20 protein-coding genes are annotated in these 24,667 nt (G+C 41.4%); 4 read left to right on the forward strand and 16 right to left on the reverse strand.

Annotation, left to right across the window (positions count from 1 at the left end):
- Positions 1 to 11: 11 nt before the first annotated feature.
- From flgL to AC1DOK_RS11575, 8 genes are all read right to left on the reverse strand, one after another.
- Positions 12 to 923, reverse strand: a complete 912-nt coding sequence (gene flgL, locus AC1DOK_RS11540) for a flagellar hook-associated protein FlgL (protein ID WP_477554427.1) — start codon at positions 921 to 923, stop codon at positions 12 to 14.
- Positions 924 to 986: 63 nt separating this feature from the next.
- The gene (gene flgK, locus AC1DOK_RS11545) at positions 987 to 2,555 is read right to left on the reverse strand and encodes a flagellar hook-associated protein FlgK (protein ID WP_477554428.1); all 1,569 of its coding nucleotides are present in this window, start codon (positions 2,553 to 2,555) and stop codon (positions 987 to 989) included.
- Positions 2,556 to 2,571: 16 nt separating this feature from the next.
- Positions 2,572 to 3,072, reverse strand: a complete 501-nt coding sequence (locus AC1DOK_RS11550) for a flagellar protein FlgN (protein WP_477554429.1) — start codon at positions 3,070 to 3,072, stop codon at positions 2,572 to 2,574.
- A 30-nt stretch (positions 3,073 to 3,102) separates the two neighbouring features.
- Positions 3,103 to 3,372, reverse strand: coding sequence for a flagellar biosynthesis anti-sigma factor FlgM (gene flgM, locus AC1DOK_RS11555; protein ID WP_477554430.1), 270 nt, complete (start codon positions 3,370 to 3,372; stop codon positions 3,103 to 3,105).
- Positions 3,373 to 3,504: 132 nt separating this feature from the next.
- Positions 3,505 to 3,930: a TIGR03826 family flagellar region protein gene (locus tag AC1DOK_RS11560; protein WP_477554431.1), complete on the reverse strand. Its 426-nt coding sequence runs from the start codon at positions 3,928 to 3,930 to the stop codon at positions 3,505 to 3,507.
- Between the two features lie 116 nt (positions 3,931 to 4,046).
- Complete coding sequence (locus AC1DOK_RS11565; protein ID WP_477554432.1) at positions 4,047 to 4,802, reverse strand: ComF family protein; 756 nt, start codon at positions 4,800 to 4,802, stop codon at positions 4,047 to 4,049.
- A gap of 219 nt (positions 4,803 to 5,021) precedes the next feature.
- Complete coding sequence (locus tag AC1DOK_RS11570) at positions 5,022 to 7,094, reverse strand: ATP-dependent helicase ComFA (RefSeq protein ID WP_477554433.1); 2,073 nt, start codon at positions 7,092 to 7,094, stop codon at positions 5,022 to 5,024.
- Positions 7,095 to 7,130: 36 nt separating this feature from the next.
- Positions 7,131 to 7,493 carry a glycosyltransferase family A protein gene (locus AC1DOK_RS11575; protein ID WP_477554434.1) on the reverse strand — a complete coding sequence of 121 codons (363 nt, stop codon included), beginning with the start codon at positions 7,491 to 7,493 and terminating at the stop codon, positions 7,131 to 7,133.
- A 486-nt stretch (positions 7,494 to 7,979) separates the two neighbouring features.
- Between AC1DOK_RS11575 and AC1DOK_RS11580 the strand changes: the two genes are divergently transcribed.
- Positions 7,980 to 8,186 (forward strand): hypothetical protein, encoded by a 207-nt coding sequence (locus AC1DOK_RS11580; protein WP_477554435.1) that lies wholly within the window; start codon positions 7,980 to 7,982, stop codon positions 8,184 to 8,186.
- On the opposite strand, the gene AC1DOK_RS11585 is transcribed toward AC1DOK_RS11580, so the two are convergent.
- From AC1DOK_RS11585 to AC1DOK_RS11595, 3 genes are all read right to left on the reverse strand, one after another.
- Positions 8,176 to 8,904, reverse strand: coding sequence for a response regulator (locus AC1DOK_RS11585; RefSeq protein WP_477554436.1), 729 nt, complete (start codon positions 8,902 to 8,904; stop codon positions 8,176 to 8,178). The two genes, AC1DOK_RS11580 and AC1DOK_RS11585, sit on opposite strands and share 11 nt — an antisense overlap.
- Positions 8,876 to 10,063, reverse strand: a complete 1,188-nt coding sequence (locus AC1DOK_RS11590) for a sensor histidine kinase (protein ID WP_477554437.1) — start codon at positions 10,061 to 10,063, stop codon at positions 8,876 to 8,878. The genes AC1DOK_RS11585 and AC1DOK_RS11590 overlap by 29 nt, the downstream gene beginning before the upstream one ends.
- Before the next feature lie 102 nt (positions 10,064 to 10,165).
- A complete protein-coding gene (locus AC1DOK_RS11595) occupies positions 10,166 to 12,778 on the reverse strand; it encodes a stalk domain-containing protein (protein WP_477554438.1) in 2,613 nt (870 codons plus the stop codon).
- A gap of 452 nt (positions 12,779 to 13,230) precedes the next feature.
- Here AC1DOK_RS11595 and AC1DOK_RS11600 point away from each other — a divergent pair, with 452 nt between their 5' ends.
- The 3 genes from AC1DOK_RS11600 to AC1DOK_RS11610 all read left to right on the forward strand — a co-directional run bounded on the left by AC1DOK_RS11600 (position 13,231) and on the right by AC1DOK_RS11610 (position 17,604).
- The gene (locus AC1DOK_RS11600; RefSeq protein ID WP_477554439.1) at positions 13,231 to 14,940 is read left to right on the forward strand and encodes an FAD-dependent oxidoreductase; all 1,710 of its coding nucleotides are present in this window, start codon (positions 13,231 to 13,233) and stop codon (positions 14,938 to 14,940) included.
- 290 nt (positions 14,941 to 15,230) lie between these two features.
- Entirely contained in the window at positions 15,231 to 16,586 is a 1,356-nt protein-coding gene (locus AC1DOK_RS11605; RefSeq protein WP_477554440.1) for an MBOAT family O-acyltransferase, read from the forward strand.
- Positions 16,561 to 17,604: a hypothetical protein gene (locus tag AC1DOK_RS11610; RefSeq protein WP_477554441.1), complete on the forward strand. Its 1,044-nt coding sequence runs from the start codon at positions 16,561 to 16,563 to the stop codon at positions 17,602 to 17,604. Before AC1DOK_RS11605 ends, AC1DOK_RS11610 begins: the two co-directional genes overlap by 26 nt.
- Before the next feature lie 111 nt (positions 17,605 to 17,715).
- Here the strand turns inward: AC1DOK_RS11610 and AC1DOK_RS11615 are convergent, their stop codons facing one another.
- The 5 genes from AC1DOK_RS11615 to AC1DOK_RS11635 all read right to left on the reverse strand — a co-directional run bounded on the left by AC1DOK_RS11615 (position 17,716) and on the right by AC1DOK_RS11635 (position 24,440).
- Positions 17,716 to 21,318, reverse strand: coding sequence for an S-layer homology domain-containing protein (locus AC1DOK_RS11615; protein ID WP_477554442.1), 3,603 nt, complete (start codon positions 21,316 to 21,318; stop codon positions 17,716 to 17,718).
- A 186-nt stretch (positions 21,319 to 21,504) separates the two neighbouring features.
- Positions 21,505 to 22,710, reverse strand: a complete 1,206-nt coding sequence (gene metK / locus AC1DOK_RS11620; protein ID WP_477554443.1) for a methionine adenosyltransferase — start codon at positions 22,708 to 22,710, stop codon at positions 21,505 to 21,507.
- Positions 22,711 to 22,851: 141 nt separating this feature from the next.
- Entirely contained in the window at positions 22,852 to 23,121 is a 270-nt protein-coding gene (locus AC1DOK_RS11625) for a small, acid-soluble spore protein, alpha/beta type (RefSeq protein ID WP_477554444.1), read from the reverse strand.
- A gap of 93 nt (positions 23,122 to 23,214) precedes the next feature.
- On the reverse strand, positions 23,215 to 23,700 hold the full coding sequence (locus AC1DOK_RS11630) for a hypothetical protein (RefSeq protein WP_477554445.1): 486 nt from the start codon (positions 23,698 to 23,700) through the stop codon (positions 23,215 to 23,217).
- 50 nt (positions 23,701 to 23,750) lie between these two features.
- Complete coding sequence (locus tag AC1DOK_RS11635; protein ID WP_477554446.1) at positions 23,751 to 24,440, reverse strand: stalk domain-containing protein; 690 nt, start codon at positions 24,438 to 24,440, stop codon at positions 23,751 to 23,753.
- Positions 24,441 to 24,667 lie beyond the last annotated feature (227 nt).

Genomic DNA, 24,667 nt, shown 5'->3' on the forward strand with positions numbered 1-24,667 from the left:
TTATATGAATATTATCTTAGAAAATCGAGTAAGCTCGGTTGAATAACCTTGGCACCCGCACTTAAGGATGCTTGATATACATTCTCCGCCATCTTGAGATTCATGATGACTTCACTCATATCTGCATCTTCCGTTTTCCCACTAAGCTCATTCAAATTCAAATCTAAATCTTGTAACCGATTATTTAGTAATTCAATACGATTAGCTCTTGCTCCTACATCCGATCTTACATCCAGTACTTTCTGGAAACGTTGCTCTAACTTCTCCAATAATGGTCTTGCAGTCGTCGCATCACTTGCATCGAATGCGTCTGCCAAACCTTTAATTACCGTAAATAGGTTGTCACCTTGATCTTCAGCAGAACCAGTAGGAGGACCAAATACCTCATTCCCAGTCACATTAATTGGAATCATTACACCAGCAGAAAATTTATAGTTGGTTACTAAAGTGTCTGCCGAATCAGTACCCGGTGTAGTCGCGGTATATGGTTTCTGATCAGTTTGTTGACCATTAAATATGTATCTTCCATTCAAATGATCATTTCCTAAAGTAACTATCTGATCATAAAGTTGTCTCAATTCCTTCCCAATAGCACTCATTGGGGATCCTTCATTCGTTCCATTCAACCCCTGAACAGTAAGTTCTTTGACTCTTAGTATTACATCACCAATCTGACCGAGTGTTGTATCTGTATGTTCTACCAGTGATTCTGCCATATCTAAGTTCTTCTGGTATTGTTCGTTCATCGAAAGCTCACTGCGGTAACGTAATGCGTATGTGATACCTACTGCATCATCAGAAGGTTTATTGATCTTCCGCCCTGTGGACTGCATGGTCTGATAATTATCTAACTTACTAACATTATTATTAATGTTTCTTAATAATTGGGAATGCATCATACCTTGTGTAATTCTTAATGCCAACTGAAACACCTCCTATTATTTAAAGGAAACAAATTATTTACTTTACATCTATCTATGTATTACTTATCTTCCTACAGTACCCGTACCATTAATTAACTTGTCCAAAACTTCATCTATAGTGGTCATAAAGCGGGCTGCTGCTGAGTACGCATGCTGAAATTTTATCATATTGGACATTTCTTCATCCATTGATACGCCACTCACAGACTGACGTCTTGAGTCAACATAATCAACCAAAGTCTGCAGATTCTTGGTTTGACGTGTTGCTTCGGAGGATTGTACACCAAGTTGACCTACTGTAGCACGGAAAAAGTCATCAAGAGTACCACTAGTAACCCCTCCAGACGCTGGTCCACTAAATGTAAACAACGTATCTTTGAGATGGGAGACAGTCATGGCCAGAGTATTATTACCCTTAACCGTAGTTTCTGCCGTACCTGTACCAACTGTTCGCATCGAAGACGCAATTTTGGTTGCATCATTCTTAATGATGGAGTTCAAATCCATGCTTGCTGCTGTAATGGCGCCTCCGTCCTTCGAGGTAAAGAACGGGACTCCACTTGATATTGGTGTATCGAAAGTATAGCCCAATTGATGAAGGCCATTTAAACCTTGAACCTTAACTTTCAAATCGCTAGTCAGTGTTCGGTTACCAAGCGCATTAGAATAGGTTGTACTACCAAGCACTGTACCATCAGGTATAACAGATCCTGCAGGAAGCGTAACTTCAATTTCTCCATTTGCCATCGTATTGGCTAGTGCATCGAGTTGATTAAGGTAATCGGCAACATAAGTATCTCTTGAGAAAATCATACCATGGACTTCCCCACTGCTTAAATCACCTGAATCATAAGCTTCCTTTAGTGAGTCAGATGTAACAGGTGCTGTGACGGTCTCTCCGTCTACAAGCCCTTGGCCACCCATCGAAATCTGATAACCATCTGAAGTTTCGACCACTCGAATGCTTATAATGTTAGAAAGCTGATCTGTCAATAAATCGCGCTGATCACGAAGATCATTGGCGTCATCACCTAAGCCTTCAATACGTCGAATCTCACCATTCAAATTAGATATCGTTGAAAGAGTGGTATTGATCTGTGATGCCTTCACGTCAATATTAGCGGTTAAATCTGATCTCATGTCAGTTAACTGTTTGGAGACCTGATTAAAAGTATCGGTTAAAGCAATCGCATTTTCACGAACAACTTTACGGCTAGTCACATTCTCAGGATCTTGGCTTAGACTTGTCCATGACTTCCAAAAATTGTCGATTACTGTTCGGATTCCTGTATCAGATGGTTCGTTATAAATTGTTTCAATCTTCTCTAAAGTATCTGCTCTAATCTGCCAGCTCCCTAGTGATTTATTCTCATCTCTAAACTGTTGATCGAGGAACTTCTCCCTTACTCGAGTAATAGATGTGAAATATACACCGGTACCTAGCTGTCCTGGCGCAGTGGAACGATTCATTCCAATTGCTTCAAGTGGCTTTGTTGCCGCCATATTCACCACCTGCCTTGAATAACCCTTTGTATTCACGTTCGAAACGTTATGACCGGTCGTATTCAATGCAGCTTGTTGTGTAAATAGGCTTCGTTTGGCTGTTTCTATTCCATGAAATGTGGATCTCATATTAACACTCCTTGTATTAGGCCTTCGAATCAAACATTAAATTTGTGCTAGAAATACTGCTCCGTTGATTCGGATTACGGTATATCATATCTTCATCGGGTGATTCTATAAGCAAATCCAAAGAGTAGTCAATAAACGCCAAGGATTGTTGTATTAATTGTTGATTTAATTCATTTGCTAAGCGTAAATCTGCTATATTCCGCAGTAACCTCTCCTGATAATCTTGCAACATCAATTTATCGTCCGCTTTAAATGTCAGTCTAATTAAATCACTTATGCTTACTCGAGGGTCAGGAATGTAACCTTTTGAAATTAGATAATCTCCCGTTGTCTGGATCCGTTCAGCATCGAGTTGATTGAGCAATGTCACAAGTTTTCTTTCTTTACTTAAGATAATATTTAATGCTTCTACATTATTATTAACCAGTACAGGCGTCTTTTCTTTCGTCAACTCAAGTAGGTGCAACTGTACCTCAAGAAATTTCTCCAATATATCTGCTATTCGATTAATTGACATTTCTACTCACCTGATCCTTCATCATCAATTTCATTTGATAAAAGGAAACAATTTCTCTGCAATTTGTCTTGCATCCACATGATAAGTTCCTGAACTAACCGATTGCTTCAGTTCTTCAATCCGCTCCTTGTTAGTTGCTCCTTGAAGTCCCTGCAGTTCTTGCAGTTCCTTCGCTTCGGTTGAAATCTCTACTTGATCTCTACGTTTCGCATTGTGTGCTGCATCTTTACCATATTGGTTATCGCTTGAACGTCTATATTGATTAATTGCGCCGATTCGCTGTATATCATTTATTTTCATCAAAGGTTCCTCCTTACGAGCAAATATTATAGTATACTTCATAATTTATAATTAAGAAATAAAAAAGCCGATAACATTTACAACTATTATCGGCATAACATATAGGAAACTTTAGGTTTATAATGGAAGTCCTTAACGACGGTCTTTTAAGCGATCTTCAATTTTAAATTGCATCTTGTTTTCAGTTTTTAATATATTTTGTTTACGTGCTTCATCTTCCTGCACATTCTTATATTCCCTCGCAAGCTTACCCCTGCAGTTATCACATATATTACTCTCACGAATTGGCGTTCCACAAATTTCACATCCATACGACATGTTCGGAGAATTGGCTACTGAAATACGACCTTCTCGAATGAATTTCGTAATTTGTTTAATAGAAACACCTGTCTCTTCATTCATATCATAGATCGTGCAATGATTATGTTCTCTTAAATATTCCAAGCAAATATCATATTGGTCTTCTACTTTCTTATGACAAGCTGGACAAACATCTCTAAGACCTCTTACAAAAACACGTCCGCACTGTGGGCAATTCGCAACATTCTGCAGCGACATCCTTATTCCCCCTTCACACTTTAAGTTCACGTTTATATTATTTTTATCGCAGGTTTGAACTGAGCTGTCAAGCAATCAATAGTTTCTGTACATTTTATATTACCTCATCAACACAATTATCTCGCCCATGTTAAACCATAGACTTTCGCACTAGGCAAGCTATTGGTAATCGTACTAGCACACTGCTGGAGCGTACTACCCGTTGTGTAGACGTCGTCTACTACGTATATTTGTATATCGGCTGAAATCAGGTGATTATCAATAGTATTTTTCATGACAAAAATATTTTCCAAATCATGTAATCTTTCATTTCTCGTCTTGAAACTCTGCTTCTCGGTATGGCGGGTCCGCTGCAAGATATCGATGACAGGTAGATTTACTTTATCCCCTAGTTTCCTTGCTAGTAGCTCCGCCTGATTAAACCCACGCTCTGTTAGACGCTCTTCACTAAGCGGGACAAAGGTGAGCGCTCGGCACACTTGCTTCTTGCTAGAGGAAGGCTGTTTCTCCGCCGATTGCAGGCTAACATATGCATAGCAAAGCATGTTCGACATAGTCTCACAAAGTTTCTCGTCCCCTCGGTATTTATACCGGGCGAGCATGTCCTTCATATCCGAGTTATACTGCACCGCACTTCGATTCCTTACAAACCTTGTATCACTTCGCCTCAAGCAATCTGAACAAGCCTCATAACGCCCACAAATCGGACAGTGAATTTGGCGAATCCAAGGTATACGCTGCGCGCATGTCTGGCAGAAGCCTAGCAATTCTGGTGATTGCGAGGTAGCTGGTTGATTACACTGCACACATGTCTTTGACGACGGACGTAAAACTGTCTTCAGGTCTCGGAGCCATGAACCAAGCTTGGACAAATGGTAGCCTCCTTGGGTTCAGATCATTTATAAATCTCGTATAAACCACTCATAAATATCCCACTTATCCCCTATTATAACATGCTAGATATTTGTTTCTGATTCATTTTTTTGACAAAATAGTGCTTATTTCTGCCCGACCAGAACAGTTTGATTGATATTGTTATTTCGAATAATCAAGCACTGTTCAAAGATTTAGTGAAGGAGCAAGGAGGCTCCTCACAATTCGTTAGACCGGCCGTGTAAATAGCCCTTCTGCTTAGCTAGACGATTCATACTACGTATTTGTGTGATTGCGCCGGACTGTGCTTTAGTTCTCTCTGCAGCGGCAAAATAAACCCTGCCTTCGGGATCATCCTTAGAGCGTCCCGCGCGACCTGACATTTGGACGAGTGATGCTTCGTCAAATAATCGAGAGTTAGCATCAAGGACAAAAACATCTGTCTTCGGAACAGTGACGCCCCGTTCAAGAATTGTGGTTGTCACAAGAATGCGAATGTGACCATCACGAAACTGTTGCACTTTATCTGTCCGGTCCGAGTCCTTGGACGAGGTGCCTTCGATCACGAGCGGTGCTGAGCCTGCAGTTGATGGCATACTGCAACCTGCAGTCGGGACAGCTGCGAGTAGTGTGCGGCGAAGCAAGTGCACAAGCGGTTCGATCGTGGCGATGCTCGGCACGAACACGAACAGCTGCGCACCACGCGCGAGCGACGCGCGCAGCGCAGCCAGCAGGGCGGACGGCAACGCGTCCGCCTTGCGCATTTGGGGCAGCGCCGGCACGGCGAGCTGCCGTGGAACTGGCAGCGGGTATCCGTGGTACCGCGCTGGGACTTTCACGTGAGGGAGCTTGCCCCTCACGGTGTCACGCCGCATCTGCGAAGGCGGCGTAGCGGACAACAGCAGCGTGCTGCCACTTGGCTTGCACGCTCTGCGTGCGGCGAACTCCAGCATGGGGTCGCCGTGGTACGGGAACGCATCCAGCTCATCGATGATCACGAGGTCGAATGCCTCGTGATAGCGCAGCAGCTGGTGCGTTGTAGCGATAACGATGGGGCCGCTATCCCATCGTTGTTCGCTGCCGCCGTACAGCACGACGGCGGCATAGCCCGGGAACGCCCGCATCACGCGCGGGCGGAGTTCTAGCACCACGTCCCTGCGGGGCGTGGCGATGAGCACCTTGCCACCACGGGCAAGGGTATGTCCGATGAAGGGGAAAATCATTTCTGTTTTCCCCGCTCCCGTCACAGCCCAAATCAAAAACTGAGAGGCTGCAGCACCATTGTCTTTGCTTCCGTCTTTGCTCTTGTCGTTGCTTCTGTCGTTGCTTCTGTCTTTGCTTCCGTCGTTGCTTCCGTCGTTGCTTCTGTCTTTGCTTCCGCCGTTGCTTCTGTCTTTGCCTGTATCTGTACCTTTGTCTTTATCCCAAGATCGGTTAATTTGTGTCTCTAGCCATTGCAAACCAGATCTTGCAGCTTCTGCTTGGGCAGGACTCAGCCCCCAAGGCTGAATCCATTGTTCTAGTGTTTCCGATTGTAATCTAACTCCCTCCACCTGCCCCACTCCCTGCACATCCCCTATCCCCTTCACAAGCAAGGAACAATGGCGCACTCGTCCCATGGTTAGACAGGCTTCGCAGTAAGCACAGGAAGCATTACATAGGCTGCAGTGGGTAATGTGCATGTGGTTCATGCCACTCCCACACCTTCGGCATACATATTCGTGTTGCTTGCGCCACCACATGGGTAGCTGACGGCGGGTTATCATCTCAAGCCCATTCAGTAGGCAGATATCACCACGTAGATCGGCATATTGAATATAAGCTTTTAGCTCATTTTTGGTTAACGTTATTGCTTGTCCCTCATTTCCCTCCTCCATCATCACATGCTCTACTAAGGCTTGAACTTCCTCAAACAAAAGTTGTCTACCAGATAACCCCTTTACAATACTTGTATATGTATGGGCATTTGGATACCACAAACCCTGGACATGATTCTCCAGCTCGTTCCGATTATACTGCCTCATGCTTTTATTGCGCCCTTGATAGAAAGTGTTCAGAACTCTAATTTCATGCGCCTTACGTTCTTGTCCACTATCCCTAGAACTGGTGTTCTCAGCCAGCTTGCCTAGCAATAGCATAGCTTGTCCAAGCGAAATGTCAGGCTCAAGAATCACCATCTCGAGGTTGCCTGAGTGGCGTTCAAGCCAGAATAGGGCAGCTGCACGTATGTCTATAGCAAAGTGCCAGGTTTGCCGCCCATTTATTTTTAGTGCATACATATTGACGAGCATAAACCACCTACTCAATAGGATTAACCAGCGTATGATTCATTCGTTTACTTTGAATATTGCGACATCTTTGGGGTAATTTTGTATAACTTCTTCAAGAGGCGTTGCTGGTGAGAATCGATGTATCTCAAGAGGATGTTCACGGGATAGTCGCTCAATGATCTTCATGGTATCATCTGTTGAGCTTTTATCCACAATTGTTGTTCGGATATTCTTGCCTCTTAGCTGGGATCTGAAGAATAGAGAACGAAGAACCCATTCGATCTGCTGTTGATTGTTACTGGTAATGAGCAGTATGCGCGTTGGTGGAACCGATTGCAACTTGCCCAATCCGTACAACCAATGAAGTAGTAGAACACACAAAGCGTAACTACCGACAAACGATAATAACACGATCCACATGTTAACTCCCTCCTTTGAAAGCAATATATGCCTCAAAGGCTCCAGAAGTTCCACATTTGGTGTAATTTCGCCCAGATTCGATATGCTTGGTCCAAATTTGGGCCTAGCTTTAAGCAGAATCCCCGTTATTCTCCGATACTTAGACAAGTTCATTAACGGCTGGCGGAAGGCATCTGCTTGAGTCTGACTTAGAAGGAAACTACTTAGCCATCCTTACCGGAGGACATGTTTTCTAAAGAAAAAAATAAGTTGTTTAGAAATCGAGAGAACCAGCTACTAACAAAATAATTAGATTGTCTAGACATTCGAGAGAACAAGTTTTCCACGCAGAACATTATGTTCTGTATTTATTATGGGAGCATTTATTTTAAACAATATCTAAATAATATCTAAACAAAGACATTGAATTCTCTTATATTTGGTTAGTGAGTTTTAGAGAGTATAAGTTCAAGATAAAGTAACAGAGCTTGCTCAAGGCAAATCCTTATGCAGATTGTAGCGGAGTGGACGGAATTGTCTTGGAGAAGCGGAGCGTTCGCCTTTGCCACCGGATTTCAACCGCTCTATGCGGTATATAATCAAGAAATCTGGGGGCAACAGCGATCGGAAGGACAATCCGTCCATGCAGCGTTCATCTCTCAGGAAAGTAGTAATCCATTAAAAAAACGGCTGGAAGCCGCTATTAGAGCGTGACCCAGCCGTTCTTAATCGAAATGATAACGGCTTGTGTGCGATCATCAACTTCTAATTTTTGTAGAATAGAGCTTACGTGGTTCTTGACTGTTTTTTCGCTAATAAAAAGAAATTCACCGATTGTCTTGTTACTCTTGCCTTCAGACATCAGTACAAGTACTTCTGATTCACGTTTCGTAAGTGGAGAAGCTGGTGCAGGATTGAATTTAGCAGTACTCGCTGCTGCAGACTCGTTACCAATGATTCCAATTTCATCCAGATAGGTCATTCTCCGTAATTGATTAATGAGTTTACCTGTAACTTTGGGGTGGATATAGGCATAACCTGCAACAACCGAGCGAACTGCATCAAGCAATGACTCTGCTTCCATGTCTTTCAGTAAATAACCTGATGCCCCTTTGCGTAATGTTTCGAACACATAGCTTTCATCATCATGGATTGATAGAATAATGACCTTAATATTAGGAAAAATCATCTTTAGCTTCTCAGTCGCCATAACGCCATTCTCTATTGGCATATTGATATCCATGAGCACAACGTCTACTTCTGACTGCAACTGATTACATAGCTCAACGACCTGAATGCCATCGCCAGCCTCACCTATTACCACCATATCTTCTTCCATGTTGATGATGCGTTTCATACCCTCACGGAACAATTGATGGTCATCGGCTAAAATGAGTTTAACCTTACCTGTGCGATTGCCCAGATTCTCCATCCTTATTATCCTCCTTATTCTCTCTACGAACAGGAATAACCATCTTGATAGTAGTACCCTCGTTAAGTACAGATTCGATCTCCATGGTGCCTTCTAGCAAGTCTAGACGTTCTCTCATACCTAGAATTCCAAAATTATTACCTTTTGAAAGCTTTAAATCCAGTCTGTCCACGTTAAACCCTACGCCGTTGTCCATGAACTTGATGGTAATATCTTCGGTCTCAAAAGTGACTTCAAGTTCAGTGAAGGTTGCTTTGGAATGCTTAAGCACATTGCTAAACGCTTCCTGAAGTAATCGGAAAATAGCGACTTCCATACCGGAAGGCAAGCGAGTATCCTTACCTTTGAAGTCAAACTTCGTTCTAATTCTAGTCTTATCTTCAAAATCCTGCGAGTATTTACGCATCGTTGGGATAAGTCCTAAATCATCAAGTGCCATCGGTCTGAGGTTGAAGATCATCTTGCGAACATCCTCTAAACCTCCACGTACCTGCCCTTTGAGTTCCTTCAGTTCTTCTCTTACAACAACATAATCTTCCTTGGCAAGCAGTCTTTCAACAATTTCACTCCGAAGTACGACGTTAGCTAGTGTCTGAGCCATTCCATCATGAATGTCCCTAGCAATTCGCTTCCGTTCATCTTCCTGAGCAAGAATAATCTGTAGACCAAACATTTGCCGGTTCTTAGCTGATTCCAGAATGCGTGTAACTTGATTCAAGTCACCCGATAAATACTCGAGCACAACGTTCATCTGCGAAGCAATGACATCGGCGCGATCAATTTGTTTATCGGAATTTTTGATTCGATTCTGAAGTTCATTGCGTCTTAATTTGAGATGGTTCTCCTTCTCACGTGCAATCGTTAATTGTAGTTGTAGGATGCTTGTACCATCATACGCTTGTTTAATATCAGGCTCATTGAATTTATTAAAATCACGAGAAACCTCCGACAACCGAATTCTCGATCGCCGGAGTTCCACTTCTAATCTATCTACCAGATCTATCGTTAGACTCGTTTCTCGGCTGATTTCTTCAAGCTCTCGCACTAACGATTCACGTTCGAATCGAGCCGTTTCTACGATTTCGTAAATCTGGCATTTACTGCTTTCCATTACTTCTATAGCACTTTTAATAACCTTATCAATCGCATCATACTGCAACTTACGTAATCCCCTTCACGGCAAGAATTAACATAATAATCTATTGTAGCATATTCAAGGGAATGACGTCAGCGTATAAAGTACTATTTCTATTGACTAAATTTACTTAAGCGTAATTGTTTTGGTTTTGGCGTTCCAGCCTACAGTCCAATTGAGTTCTTCAGCAATGACACGCAGTGGCACCATAGTTAGGCCATTCATAATTCTCGGTCCTACATCTGTCGAAACTCGCTTGCCTGTGAATACCATTTCGTCCTTACCATTCCATAGCTCGATCATTTTGTTACCTAGGAAAATAGTCGTTTTCTTAGCCTTAGGATCCCACTTCACTTCACCGCCAAAAGCCTCAACAATAAACCTTACAGGGACCATCGTACGACTATCTACTTCAACTGGAGCTTGATCTAGCGTTATTGTTTTATCGTCCATCTTAACAGTCTTGTTGTTTAACGTCATCGTTACTTGCTTAGCGTTAGGAGTAGGCTGTGTACTTGTTGGATAGATGAAGGAAATATCATCAATCTGTATTTTACCCGTGTAGGCACGCTCATCTTGTTGCTCTTCAGGATTCGTTACGTACACATTCATCACTTTAATTGGATAAGCTAAACGATAATCTGCAAGATTGACCGTAAGCTCTTTCCAACCATCCCAGTTCATATTCTGTGTAAAATCAATTCGATTCAGGTCGCCATCACCATCGATAATTTCTGCGCGAACCCAGTTGGCTGAGTTATCGCCGAATACTTTCATTTTCATATATTGCGGCTTGCCTTCGATTTGTGCTCCATTTTTGCCATTAAATGATGCGTATACAGCCTTATTACCTGTTCCGCCCATGAAATCATAGCTAAGCTCTAATACTTTATTACCTGTTGGCTCCTGTACAATATTAACTGAGCCTTTAACCTCTGCAGGATGCACATCACTATTCGTCATTACTGCATCCTTATCAAGGTCATACCACATCTTCTCTTTACCAATAGGTAATGAAAGCATACTGGAGAAGCCATCGTATTTAGCAATAATTCTCGCTTGCTTCACACCGTTCAGGCTGCCTACTTTAAGCTCATCGCCAACAACTTTAGCATCTAATCCTTGAACTTCCCACTGAAGAACATCTGCTGCAATTGGCTTCGATTTTCCTTTGCGATCTGTAACGCTTGCTTTGAGCTTAATCGTTTCGCCTTCTTTAAGCACTTGGCTTGAAGCCGATACTTTAAGTGATGCGATATCATCACTTCCAAGTACAGTCACTTCTTTGGTTGCTGTTCCATTACCAACTTTGGCAGTGATCTTCGTTGTACCAATCTTAGTTGCTACGAAGGAATCACCATCGAACTTACCAATATCTGCTGAAGTAGTCCATGTTGGAGGTGTTGTCTCATCGATCTTGACTGGATTGTAGTATTCGTCATATCCCTTCATTGGGAATGTAATCTTCTCTCCTAGAAGCATCTCACTTGGTCCACCTAAGGTTAACCCTTTGACAGTTCCTTTAGGAGCTGTACTAAATACCCCAAGACCATTAACAACAGCACGTGATGAACCATATTCTGTCACGTTCGTTAATACAGGAGTAAATTCACCAAGCGGTCTTGTCGCTAACTGGGTAGAACCGCCACCATCTAAGTTCATACCCTTCCATACACCAACACTAGCCATAAAGCTCTGCATTTCCTGTAAGGTCATGCCATCACTACCTGATGCTTTATCAATCGTAATGATATAAACCGTCTTCATATCTTTCGAGTAACCTACACCTGTACGTGAACGGTTCCCATTCAGATCATTCACATTACGAGAGAACTGTGTCGGTTGACCTCCATCTACTAGAATGGAATGCCCACCTATTAAAGTTTTGAAATTCTTAAGATCATAGGTTTTGCTAGGATCCTGAGGAACTAGGCCATATTCAGCAACTAGTGGATCTCCAATTTTCAAATGCTCCTTCACATAATCCGCTGATTTCCCAGCAGCACGTAGAATATATCCATCTGCAGGAGCTACTTCTTTAATCGTTGTATCAATTGCAATATCCGTAATAACCCCATTCTGAACCTTAACTTCAGTCGGAATTGAAAGACCGTTATTAGATCTCTCAGCTAAAGGCCATGTATCTGTATATAGGAATAAGCCATCTGAGTGGCTATGAGTGCCATCATCGTACCAATAATATGTTTTGTTATAGCCTTCAAGCGGGTAAGAAGAACCATCTGCTGCTTTGATCGTACCCGTGAATGCTAGCAAATCTATGACAGGCTGATTGTCCTTCGTGATCCCAAAGGAATACATACCTTTCATGCGATCAGAAGTACTCGACATCAATTGACTGTTCATAATTTGGGGTCCAAGTGGAACTCCCTCTGCTTGCATATTAAAAAAGTCCCCATTCACAGCTGCAACTGCACCTGTTTCTTTGGCCATGTTAAGAACCGATTGCTTCTTCGCATATTTGCCGCCCGTACCCGTAATTGTGTCAACCTTAACGTTCGGGTTCGTTAAATCTACCTCGATTACCTTAGCGTTCGTTGATACATTCTTCCCTTTACGCGTGGAACTCCACTTATAACTCTTCATTACTGCCCCTGCAGTCAAAATATCTGTCGATTCCAGATTAACTGATTCCGCCTTAACAACTGACAAGCCCATGAAAACTTGTGAGGCTAGCACTACTGCGAGCATTCCTGCTGATATTCGTTTGTAAAACTTCATTCTGTGTTCCTCTCTCCCATTCTTTTCTTTGAGTCTAGTTATGTATTTGGTGCGCTCATCACAAGAAACAGCAGCACCCTCCCTATTAAAAGGCGGATGCGTCTCTCAAGATGTTATTAAGAATTTACGGCTCAACAACAAAATCAGTGCTTGAATGATTTAGAGCCGAAATTATGAGCCAGGTGATATATATTCTTTCACACTACGAAAACGCCTCCATCTTCTATACTAGAAGGAGCCGTCTCCCAACGTTAGGAAAATAGGTTAGCAACTACCATTATATTCTTGTCTCTCTTAATAGACTACCAAAACTGTCAATAAGTTGCGAATTAATAGACAGGAAAATAGTAGCATTTTGTTAAAGTATGTAGAAATCATGGTGTAATTAGTAGATTATTCGTGATATTCTAAAATAACAATTACTAATTAGTCGTGAATGGGGTGCTTTTATTGTGCAAGGATCAACCAAACTAGCAATTATTATTTGTCTACTATGCTGCCTACTCTTCGTCACTGCTTGTTCAGACAAAACATCCCTTTTGGCAAGCGCAGGAAACAACCCGGGCCAATCTACTGGAACAACTGGCTCTAATCCTCCCAACGAGAATGTCTCATCAAGCCCTGCAGCACCGAATTCAATAGGCAAGGATAACCTTAGTTCTACTGATCCAAGTGGTAGTCAGACGCCTACGCCTATCTCTACATCACCTGCACCATCTCTTACACCTAGCCCCACCCCACTACCTACCGAACAAGTTGATCTCGTATTAATAGGAAGTGAAATGGAAGGCTTATATATGGCAAGAGCTGCAGCTGATGAAGGATTATCTGTCAAAATCATTGACACTCGGGCTGAATTCGGAGGACAGCTATTACAGGGTCAAATGCTATTTCTCGATGAAGCCAAAGACGGGGCTGGTAAGTCCTTATTACAAGGAAGAGTGAAAGAACTATTCATGGGCTTCAAGGGCGGCAGTATTCGCAAGCTCTCTGAGTTCGAACGTTATGTTAGTACCAAACTAACAGGCAATATCCCCGTAGAATCAGGCATACTGATTGAGAAGGTTGATACAGCAATTGATACTAACGGTCAAGAAACAGTGAAAGCCATCACGTATACGACTAAAGATGGTATTCGCAAGCTCATTCAAGCCAACTATTTTGTAGAAAATACCGATCATGCTGCACTCATCAGCCATCTCAAAGCGACAAAGCTGCCAAGCACCAACACCTTCTATGGTGTCGATCAGACCGAATATATGTCAGCTGGCTTAATGATGAAATTCAAGAATGTCGATTGGAATAAATTCAACAAGCATTTCAACTCACTGACTAAGGAAGAAAAGGCGAGTAAGTACGGCGGGGGTTATGTAAATGAAACATTCGCAATCGGACTTACGGGTATGTCAACCCGCTACAAATCAAGCCATGAACGCGTATTTTTACGTGGACTGAATGCCCTGCATCAACGTGACGGGGAAGTCATCATCAATGCACTACTTGTTTACACTGTAGATCCATCTGATCCTAAGTCTATTGCTGAAGCAGTTGAGCTTGGCAGCAAAGAAATGCCAGCCATTCTGAGCCATTTCCGTAAATCAATCGTCGGCTGGGAGAATGCTGAACTAAACGGCATACCAACCTATCCTTATATTAGAGAATACAATCGTTATGAGACGGAATTCGTTTTGAAGCCATCTGATATATTAGGTGGACGTACCCACTGGGATGACGTAAGCATTGCCGGATATCCGTTAGATCTTCAAGGAGTATTCGCTGCTAAATGGGGTATAGAAATGGGGCGTCCTGATAAATATGGCATGCCTCTGAGAAGCTTCCAGCTTAAGAACTATACGAACGTCCTTACTGCAGGCAAGAATGTCGGCGCCAATGTAGTCGCCTATGGCTCTGCGCGAATTCAGCCGAACACCGCACTTGCCGCAGAATCAATCGGCGTGATCCTCGGTCAAATTCAGGGCAAGAAGCAGCTCAAGGAGCTGAATGAAGCCGATATGAAGGAGATTCATCAGTACCTGGCTAAGACCTACAAAATCAAGCTAACAGATATCAAAACCGTTAATAAAATCGCAGGTTGGACGGAAGACGAATTAACGAAATTAAATGCAGGCAAAATCGTCTTTACAACCTATAAACGTAAATGAAACGCAAGTGAAGCGTAAGTGAAATGTAAGTGACAAGGAACCATTACACAGCTTATCACATCGAAAAGTTCTTAGATGTCCCTCTAGATAGGATATTTAAGAACTTTTGTATGTGGAAACACCTAAAAGCACTTAAAATCACCTAATTCTCCAGCATCTCTTTTACTCCCACCTAAGCGAGTGCTATAATACTTCCGTGAGGTGAGCAAATGTTCTTCCATTCGCCAAATTTTTTAATATTCTTCATCTTAATGTTAGTCCCGTTCTTCGTCTTTAGGCGTAATCGCATCGTGATCATTGCAGTTACCAATGTCATCTTCTATGCTGCGGCTCAAGCTGCTGGAGCGAATGGGCTTGCTTGGCTATTATTATTTATGCTCCTGTGTGTGATTACCTTCGGAGTCGTTCACTTGATGCAGCGTCCACGCTGGCGCTGGGTGTTCTGGGTTGGAATTGGACTCAACGTATTGAACCTTGTCTTCTATAAATATACGTTCTTCCTACTCTCTTCCCTTGAGAACCTAACTGGTTTAGAATTCAGCTTCACTGCGGCATCTGAGGAATTGAGTATCATGCTGCCACTAGGCATTTCGTTCTATACGTTCGAGTTAATTTCCTATTTAATTGATGTGCGTCGCGGGCGTAGTGAGCCGACTAAATCCTTCATTTCGTTCTGGGTATTCGTCTCAACCTTCCCACATCTAATTGCCGGCCCTATTATGCGTGGTGATGAGTTATTACCTCAGCTTAAAGCACTTAGTAATAAAAAAATTCCTTGGAGTGAAATTAAGTACGGACTTTACCTAATCTTAATCGGCTTAATCAAGAAAGTCGTCATTGCCGACAATATTGCACCATTAGCTGATGCGATATTCAACTCAGAGACAGCCATTACAGGTACTCAATCATGGATTGGTTCCTACTTATTCACCTTCCAAGTCTATTATGATTTCTCTGCATACACCGATCTCGCAATCGGTTGCGGCATTATTATGGGACTCCGATTTGCGGATAACTTCAAAACCCCATACCTATCCAAAAGTCCGCAGGAATTCTGGAATAGATGGCATATCACCCTGTCGCGCTGGATTCGAGATTATATCTACATCGGTCTAGGTGGTAATCGTAAGGGAGCAGTTCGTACATACGTTAATCTATTCGCAGCTATGGTGATCTCTGGTCTATGGCATGGAGCCAATTGGACCTTTATATTATGGGGAGCCCTCTGGGGCGCTCTACTCGTTATCCATCGTCTATCCCTTCAACTCAATCGTTGGAATTTAGTAAAGCAAGTACGTGAGTCTCTCGTATATCGTTTGCTTGCGATTGCAATCTTCTTTCATGTGATTGTCTGGACCTGGGTATTCTTCCGTGCCAAAGACCTGTCACAGGCTTTCACGATGACATGGAAAATGATGCACGCACTCCCGAGCAACATCTTGCAAGCACCTGAAATCGGCTTGATCGCTTTATTGTTTCTATTACATATCTTCGAGTACTTGTTGCGCAACTACGAGAATACCGCGAGCCGCTTCTGGCATGCCATTCCTTTCCCAATCCGCAGCGTGTGCTACCTTGGGATCGTCTTCTTGCTCATTTACTTCTTAAAGGGGGAAAAGTATGAGTTCATCTACTTCCAGTTCTAACGAGCTGACTGAGCTGTCCCCACGTCGTAAACGTAGCCGCCAAATACCCTGGGGGTTAATTGGTGTCATATTATTGATCATTTCCTCGGAAATCTTCGTATTTCGGAACCTGGACTTCTATGGCAAAGCCCCCAATACCATCGGTCAGCTCGCTGAACTCGATCATTCTTGGCAGGACGCCAAGCCTGAGTTAGTCGAAACCGCCATCTTCGGGGATTCCATGGGTATTGATGGACTTAGACCAACTCAATTAGCGCAAGCAGCTGGTGTAAGTCCTGACACCATGTTCAACTTTAGCATCTCTGGCGGTAAGGCATACGAGATCAACAAAGTGTATGACACATATAGGGACCAAATGCCCAACCTAAAGCGTGCAATCGTCGTCGTTAATGAGCATCAGCTCAATAATGATGAAATCGCCAAAAGCGAAATGTTTAGGTACTACGCAGGTCTTATTGACCGCTTCAAAGTCATGAATAAAGATAATTACGGAGAGCTTACATTAGGCTGGGCGTTAAAATCATTTGACATGCGATCAATTTGGACCAAATTTATACTTGATAAATATTTGAACCCTGAAACAAGGGATGCGATACGTGATGTTATACCTGCTTATCCGCATGGACTTGAACCAGCAGCCTCTAAAGCCAAGGATGTAACTGTAGAGAGAGCCCGCAAAGACGTCGACCGCTGGTTTGCTAACTTTGATCTGAACGGTCTTCGCAAGGACTCTTTCGAAGCCCTTATTACGGATTTGAGCAAGCGGGGTGTTGAAGTTATCATCCTTCAGCTTCCACGCTCTGAGCATTTCGAGACGGCCATAGCCAAGTCCTATGCTACCGAACATCAAGCGTACATCGACACCGTACAAGCTATCGCGACGAACAACAACGCAACCTTCGAGGTCATCCCGAATACGGAGCTAGATACGGAAGAACACTTCCAAGACAACAACCATCTCAACCCAGCTGGTGCGGAGTGGTTAGCTAGGTATGTAGCGGAGCGGTGGCTGAAGTAAGCAAGTGGACATCTCTAGAATATGAACAACCTATATCACTGTTACCAGTGGTATAGGTTGTTTTTTTCTACCTAATTTTAATGGACGCTATTATTTGGAGCTATATACATCTTACAAAGTAGCTAATGCATCCTTGATATTGCTATTCAAACTCAATGTTCTTAAGAGTAAGGAGATGGCTTCTGCCCTTGTTGTATTGTCGTTAGGAGCGAATGTTCCATTCCCTTTACCGCTCAATACTCCAGCGTATGCAATTTGATTAATTTGTGTATTGGCCCAATGATTACTCGTATCATTAAAATTAGCAGTTCCTGTTACTGGGACCTTACTAAAGTTAATAAGCTTCGATAAAATCGTAACCACTTCAGCCCTTGTAATCGGGTTATTAGGTTTAAAAGTACCATCTTGATAACCATTGATAATGCCAAGATTGTAAAGTGACATAATTGATTGTTTAGCGAAATGATCAGAAAGGTCCTTAAATTGCGAATAACTGCCACTACCCACAGGAATACTGAAAGTCCTACTAACCATGATGACAAATTCAGCACGAGTTACATTGTTATTCGGTTTAAAAGTGCCCTCCGAATAGCCACTTACGAGTTCTAATTCTTTTGCAAGTTTAATCTCACGACTCGCCCAGTGATTACCAGAATCCGTATAATTCGGAATTGTGTGTAATGGTTTAATTGTACGAACCTTATTCACAATCTTATTCTCAACCTCTTTATTATTAACTGTAACTGTAAATGGATTATTAAAATTATCTGTGTTACCTGTGTTACCTGTGACCTTAACTGTAGTCGTGACGCTCGCTGCCCTTCCACCATACGATGCGGATATGGACACATAGCCTTCTTTACCAGTGAATTTAACAACTCCATTACTCACAGTCGCAATTGATGAATTGCTTGATGTCCATGTGGCACTATTTGAAGGGATTTTTTGAGTAGTACCGTTAAGTAGAGTACCTGTTAGCGTTAAAGTAACTGGGTTCAAACTATAGGTAAGTGTCTCATTGATTTTTAACATACTTAGGCTTGCTGATGTACTTATATTTGCTTGCACAGTCGCTACTTTGCCGGCATAAGTAGCTGTTATCGTTACAGATCCACTCTTACCTTTATAAGTTACAACCCCACTTGGGCTAACGGTGGCTATTGAGGTATCACTACTTTTCCATACAGCACTTGATGGTGAAACGGTCTGTCTCGAATCATTACTGAATACTCCTGTAAGTGTTAAAGAAGTAGGAGTACTGCTATAAGCCAAGGTTTCATTAATGAGTAATTGCTTAAGCGTTAATGACGTATCGATATTCGCGTACACAGTAGTCGACAGGCTTCCATAAGAGGCTGTTATGGTGAGAGGACCATTCTTACCTTTATAAGTTACAACACCATTGCTCACGGTTGCAATCTGCGTATCACTACTTTTCCATGTCACGCTAGATAACGGGATATTTTGCTTATTTCCATCACGCAGTGTACCCGTTAGACCTAACGTAACATTACTCGTACTGTAGAATAAATCCCCAACTATGTTGAGATCCACAATTGTATTATTAGCATCAATATAAGCAGTTTGTGTGGCAACTCGACTTCCATAGGTCGCTTTAATCGTTAAATTACCACTTCGACCCTTGTAGGTAATAACTCCACTACTGCTTACAGTTGCAATAGATGTATCGCTACTAGACCAAACCGCACTTGATGACGGAACAATTTGTGTATTTCCATTAGTTAAAGTTGAAGTTAGTGTTAACGGTACTGCGAAAGGACTATAAAATAGCGTTTCATTAATTTCTAGATTATTAATATTACTATCAGTGGTAATATACTCCGTTTGACTCGCAATTCTATTTCCATAAGCCGCTGTAATTGTTACATACCCATACCTACCCGTGTAGGAAACATAGCCAGAGCTGCTAACAGTAGCTATGGAAGTATCACTACTTTTCCAACTAGCTTTAGATGGCGATATAGTCACATCATATCCATATCGATCTGTAGCTGACAGCGTCAATGGAACAGCACTTTTGCTATAGTATAGAGATTCATTAATTCTTAAATCATAGATTTCAATCGTACTATCAATATAGGCGGACACAGTTGCACTCTTGTTACCATAAGTAGCAGTAATCGTTACGTTTCCATTTTTACCTGTATACCGGATTTGCCCATTGATATTTATATTTGCGATAGTGGTATCACTACTTTTCCAACTCGCCTTAGATGCTGACACACCTTGTGTACTGCCGTTGTTCAGAATTGCCGTTAAAGATAACTGAACAGAACTGGAACTATAATATAACAAATCGTCAATTTTTAACTCTTTCACAGAAGTTGAACTATCAATATACGCATATTGACTAGCTGATATACCATTATAAGTTGCAGTGATCGTTAGTGGGCCATTAATCCCTTTATATGTTACCTTACCACTCGAACTAACACTTGCTATTGTAGCATCACTACTTTTCCAAGTAGCACTCGATGCCGAGATACCTTGTGTGGCATTACTAGCGAGTATACCTGTTAGTGTTAAATCTTGTGGAACAGAGCTATAATTAAGTGATTCATTGATTCTTATTGATTTAAGTACATTTCCATTGAAAACAGTACCCTTTATACTCGTAGTCTTTCCGCCATATTCAGCTGAAACAGTTAATGTGCCATCCTTATCCATATAGGTCAGCATACCATTATTTTTAATTGTCGCAATTGATGAAGGATTACTACTCCAATTAGCATTAGTAACAATTTGTTTAGTTTTATCCGTATAGGTAACTTCTAATTTCATCTGTACAGGTGAAGGACTGTAATTAATTGGATCGATGATAGCGATTGAATCAACAACAGAGGTTAATTTAGTTGAAATACTCGCTGTTCTATTTCCATAAACTGCGGTTATCGTTACACTTGCGTCTCTTATACTTTTAAAAGTAACTACACCATTATTAACAGTTGCAATATTTTCGTCATTTGTGCTCCATACAGCATTTCGAATTTCAGTCGAACCATCATACAATTTTAGAGTTACTGGAGTCGGACTATAAGTAAACGTCCCCCCTGGAGCTACTATTTCCAAATTCCCTTCTTTGTTACTAACAGTAGTGTCAATTTCTTTGGTAAAACCCTTATAATTAGCAGTAATCTTCACATAGCCATTATTACCAGTGAAACTAACCATTCCCTTGTTGTTAACTGATGCAACATTATTATTTTCTGTACTCGACCACGCAACACCAGATGTAATTGGCTGATCAATACTACCATCCGAGTAATTTCCCACTAAAGTTAATTGAACTGGCACATTACTATAATCTAGCGAACCAGCAATTCTAACAGATAATAAGGTATTAGTGGTATTTTTTATACGAATGCTGACTGCATCGAAACTACCATAATAGCTAGCATTAATCGTTGCAACACCATTTAATCCAGTAAATGTAACAAGTCCATTTGCATCTACACTTGCAATATTAGTGCTTTCTTTATTAACACTCCATTTCACATCATTCTCTGTACCATCTGCTGCACTTGTGGTTAGCTGAACAGTACCACCAGGCTGCATAGTTGTATACTCTAATTCAGTTGGATTAATTCCAAATTTTGTTGAGTTATTTGCCCCTATAGCGACACCTTGTAATGCAAATGATAAACAAAGAATTAGAATGAAAGATCTTAATAGTACAAATTTACACTTTCTCACTGATCTACCACCTCAAATTAGTAATTATGTATTCTAGTCCTTGCAAATACACGTATTCACAGTCATCCAAAAATTTTGAAGTCTATACACTTAGACGAAATTTATGTATAAAAGTTTCAGATATTTCCAGTGTAAAGCAAAAAAAGCTTAAAGCCAATAGGGCTCCAAGCTTATATACTCTTTTTATTATGCCAAAGCATCTGCCTTAAGCAATTCTGCTTTATCCGTACGTTCCCAAGGAAGATCTACATCTGTACGACCAAAATGACCGTAAGCTGCAGTCTGTTTGTAGATAGGACGACGCAAATCTAATTGCTTAATAATACCTGCTGGACGTAGATCAAAATGCTTGCGAATCAACTCAACGAGCTTCTCTTCGCTAATTGTACCTGTACCAAATGTATCGACAGCAATCGATACCGGCTTAGCTACACCAATCGCATACGCTAATTGGACTTCGCATTTATTAGCTAATCCTGCTGCTACGATATTCTTCGCCACATAACGTGCTGCATATGCACCAGAACGGTCAACTTTTGTTGGATCCTTACCTGAGAATGCACCGCCGCCGTGACGCGCATATCCACCATAAGTATCAACGATGATCTTACGTCCTGTTAATCCAGCATCACCTTGCGGTCCACCGATTACGAAGCGACCTGTCGGATTAATGAAATATTTCGTCTCATTATCCAGTAAGTTAGCAGGAACAACTGGGTTAATCACGTGTTCTTTGATATCACGTTGGATTTGCTCTAATGTCACTTCTTCGCCGTGCTGTGTCGAAACTACAATTGTATCTACGCGTACAGGTGTATCACCATCATACTCAACCGATACTTGAGTTTTACCATCAGGACGTAGGTATGGAAGTGTACCGTCTTTACGAACTTCAGTTAAACGACGTGCCAACTGATGTGAAATCGAAATTGGAAGCGGCATTAACTCTGGCGTTTCATTCACCGCAAACCCAAACATTAAACCTTGATCGCCCGCACCGATTGCATCGATCTGCTCATCGGACATTAGACCTTCTCTAGCTTCAAGTGCTTGGTTAACACCTTGAGCAATATCTGGCGACTGCTCATTCAGAGATAATAAAACTGCGCATGTCTGGTAGTCAAAACCATACTTCGCACGCGTATATCCGATATCTTTCACGGTTTGTCTCACAATAGACTGAATATCCACATATTCAGACTGAGAAGTGATCTCCCCGATTACGAGCACAAGTCCAGTCGCAACGGATACTTCACAAGCAACACGAGCATTCGGATCATTAGCAAGAAAAGCATCAAGTACGGAATCAGAAATTTGGTCACACATTTTGTCTGGGTGACCTTCCGTGACAGATTCAGATGTAAATAAACGACGTCCGCGCTCAAGCGCCATAGAGATCGACCTCCTGATCGGTATTAATAGTATACACAAAAAATGAACCTTTTCCGTTAGGAAAAGGTTACATAACCTGTACATCCTTGAGACATATGTTACTGCATTTGGCGAGTGCTGTCAATTAAGGGATTTTAATTTTTATAAGGATAAAAGTGCATCTTCCGCTTTACGAATTAATCGAGCTGTTATCGTGCCTCCGACATGCCCTGCATCTCTCGAAGCCATCTGGCCCCAATGAACTGCTCTAGGTGATGCACTAGATGATCCTGAGCCTAACTCCGAAGCAAATTCGGAATTAACATCAACCAATGAATGCCCCGACATCAACCCTAATTCAGCTGCAATTTCATACTTCATTTGATCAAGTGCTTTCTTCGACTCAGGTACAAGCTTACGATTTCTTGACATATAATAAATACCTCCCTTGAATCTTGGTGTACCTATAGTATGTCAATTTGAACCGTCTCAAATCGAATAAGAAGTTGTCATAATGGGAAAAATTTATTTAATTGTATATCCACCACGAACCATTAACCAGATCGGTTTCGTATCCTTAGCATCAGCCTGAATACCACGAGTTTCCCTTGGGAACACTAACAAATGATTATTCTCAATTACGGTTCCTTTATTAACATCCTTACCTGTCGTAACGTCTACTACGGAATCGCCATCCGTACTTACGACAGTTGTCTTACCACGACGAACGATTATCTCAGTCCCCGCATTCGCCATGAGTGTTTTGCCTTTTTCTAATTGGACTGTTTCAAAGGCTCCATCTGAAGCTGAACCCCCAGTGTTACCACTTCCATTATTGATACTTCCGCCGTTTCCTAATGCTTTGGCTACTTCTTCTTTAATTTTCTGATCTACGTAGCTCTTAGTTATTACAGGATCGTCTATCGAGCCTGGTACTGGCGCATCTGCTTTTGCTACTGCTACGAATGATAGAGAAGTAATAAGAGCAATAGAGATTATGTATTTTTTCATGGGATCACCTCATAATAAGTTTTAATAAATAGGATTATCATGCCAAAAAGCTATTTTTTTTGTGATAAACTCCAGATTGCATCATTTCCATCTTTACCCTTAAGTGTAATCGAACTTGGTTCTAATTCAGATACAAATTTATAAGTAACATATCCTTTTTGTTTAGCTGGGTATTCATATACTGTATTATTTTTAGGAGAGAACCATAATTCACCTTCAATCGTTTTATCCATCTTTGGAATATTATGATTAAAATTTACTGTTACATTAGTATAATTTTCAATTKGATTAACTGAGCTATTTTCGTAGTTAAAATTACATACCATTTGATCTGACATTTTATAGGCTGATAGTAATTTTATTGAAAAATCACCATTAGTAAATGTATCACCTATTTTCAACTTTTGTCTTTCGTCTATCTCCGGTTTAGTCTCTTCCTTGTTATTCTCGTGTTTATCATTAACTTCTTGTTCAATTTTATTTTTATTGATTTCAACTACTCTTAAATCTTCATGCCACTTCACTTCTACTCCTAATAGATCACCTAGTGCTTTTAACGGCACATATGTATTTCCTTCATAGTTTAAAACTGGTAATTCTTCATTCTTATAATCAAGACCATCAACAATCACAGGATATTTAATTTTTGTTAAGACATATTCCTTAATGGGTTCGGCAAGTGCAGTTGCTGAAAGTGATAGTACACTTCCTATAATTATACCTGTAATGATTTTTTTCACTGATACCTACTTCCTTCCCTATTATCTTTCTATATTTAATTAGTATAGACTATTTTGGACAAAGGGTACAAGTTCATTCCATAATGAAAAAAGCCTTCCACTATCCGGACTTAATATGTAATAAACACACAGTCATTAAACCTAACGATAGCTTCATTGTTTCTTTTAGATAGTACCACTAATAATTATTTGGAAAAAATAGATAGAGAAAACCCCTTAGAACTAGT

It is taken from the genome of Paenibacillus sp. P5_B5 (assembly GCF_056400365.1).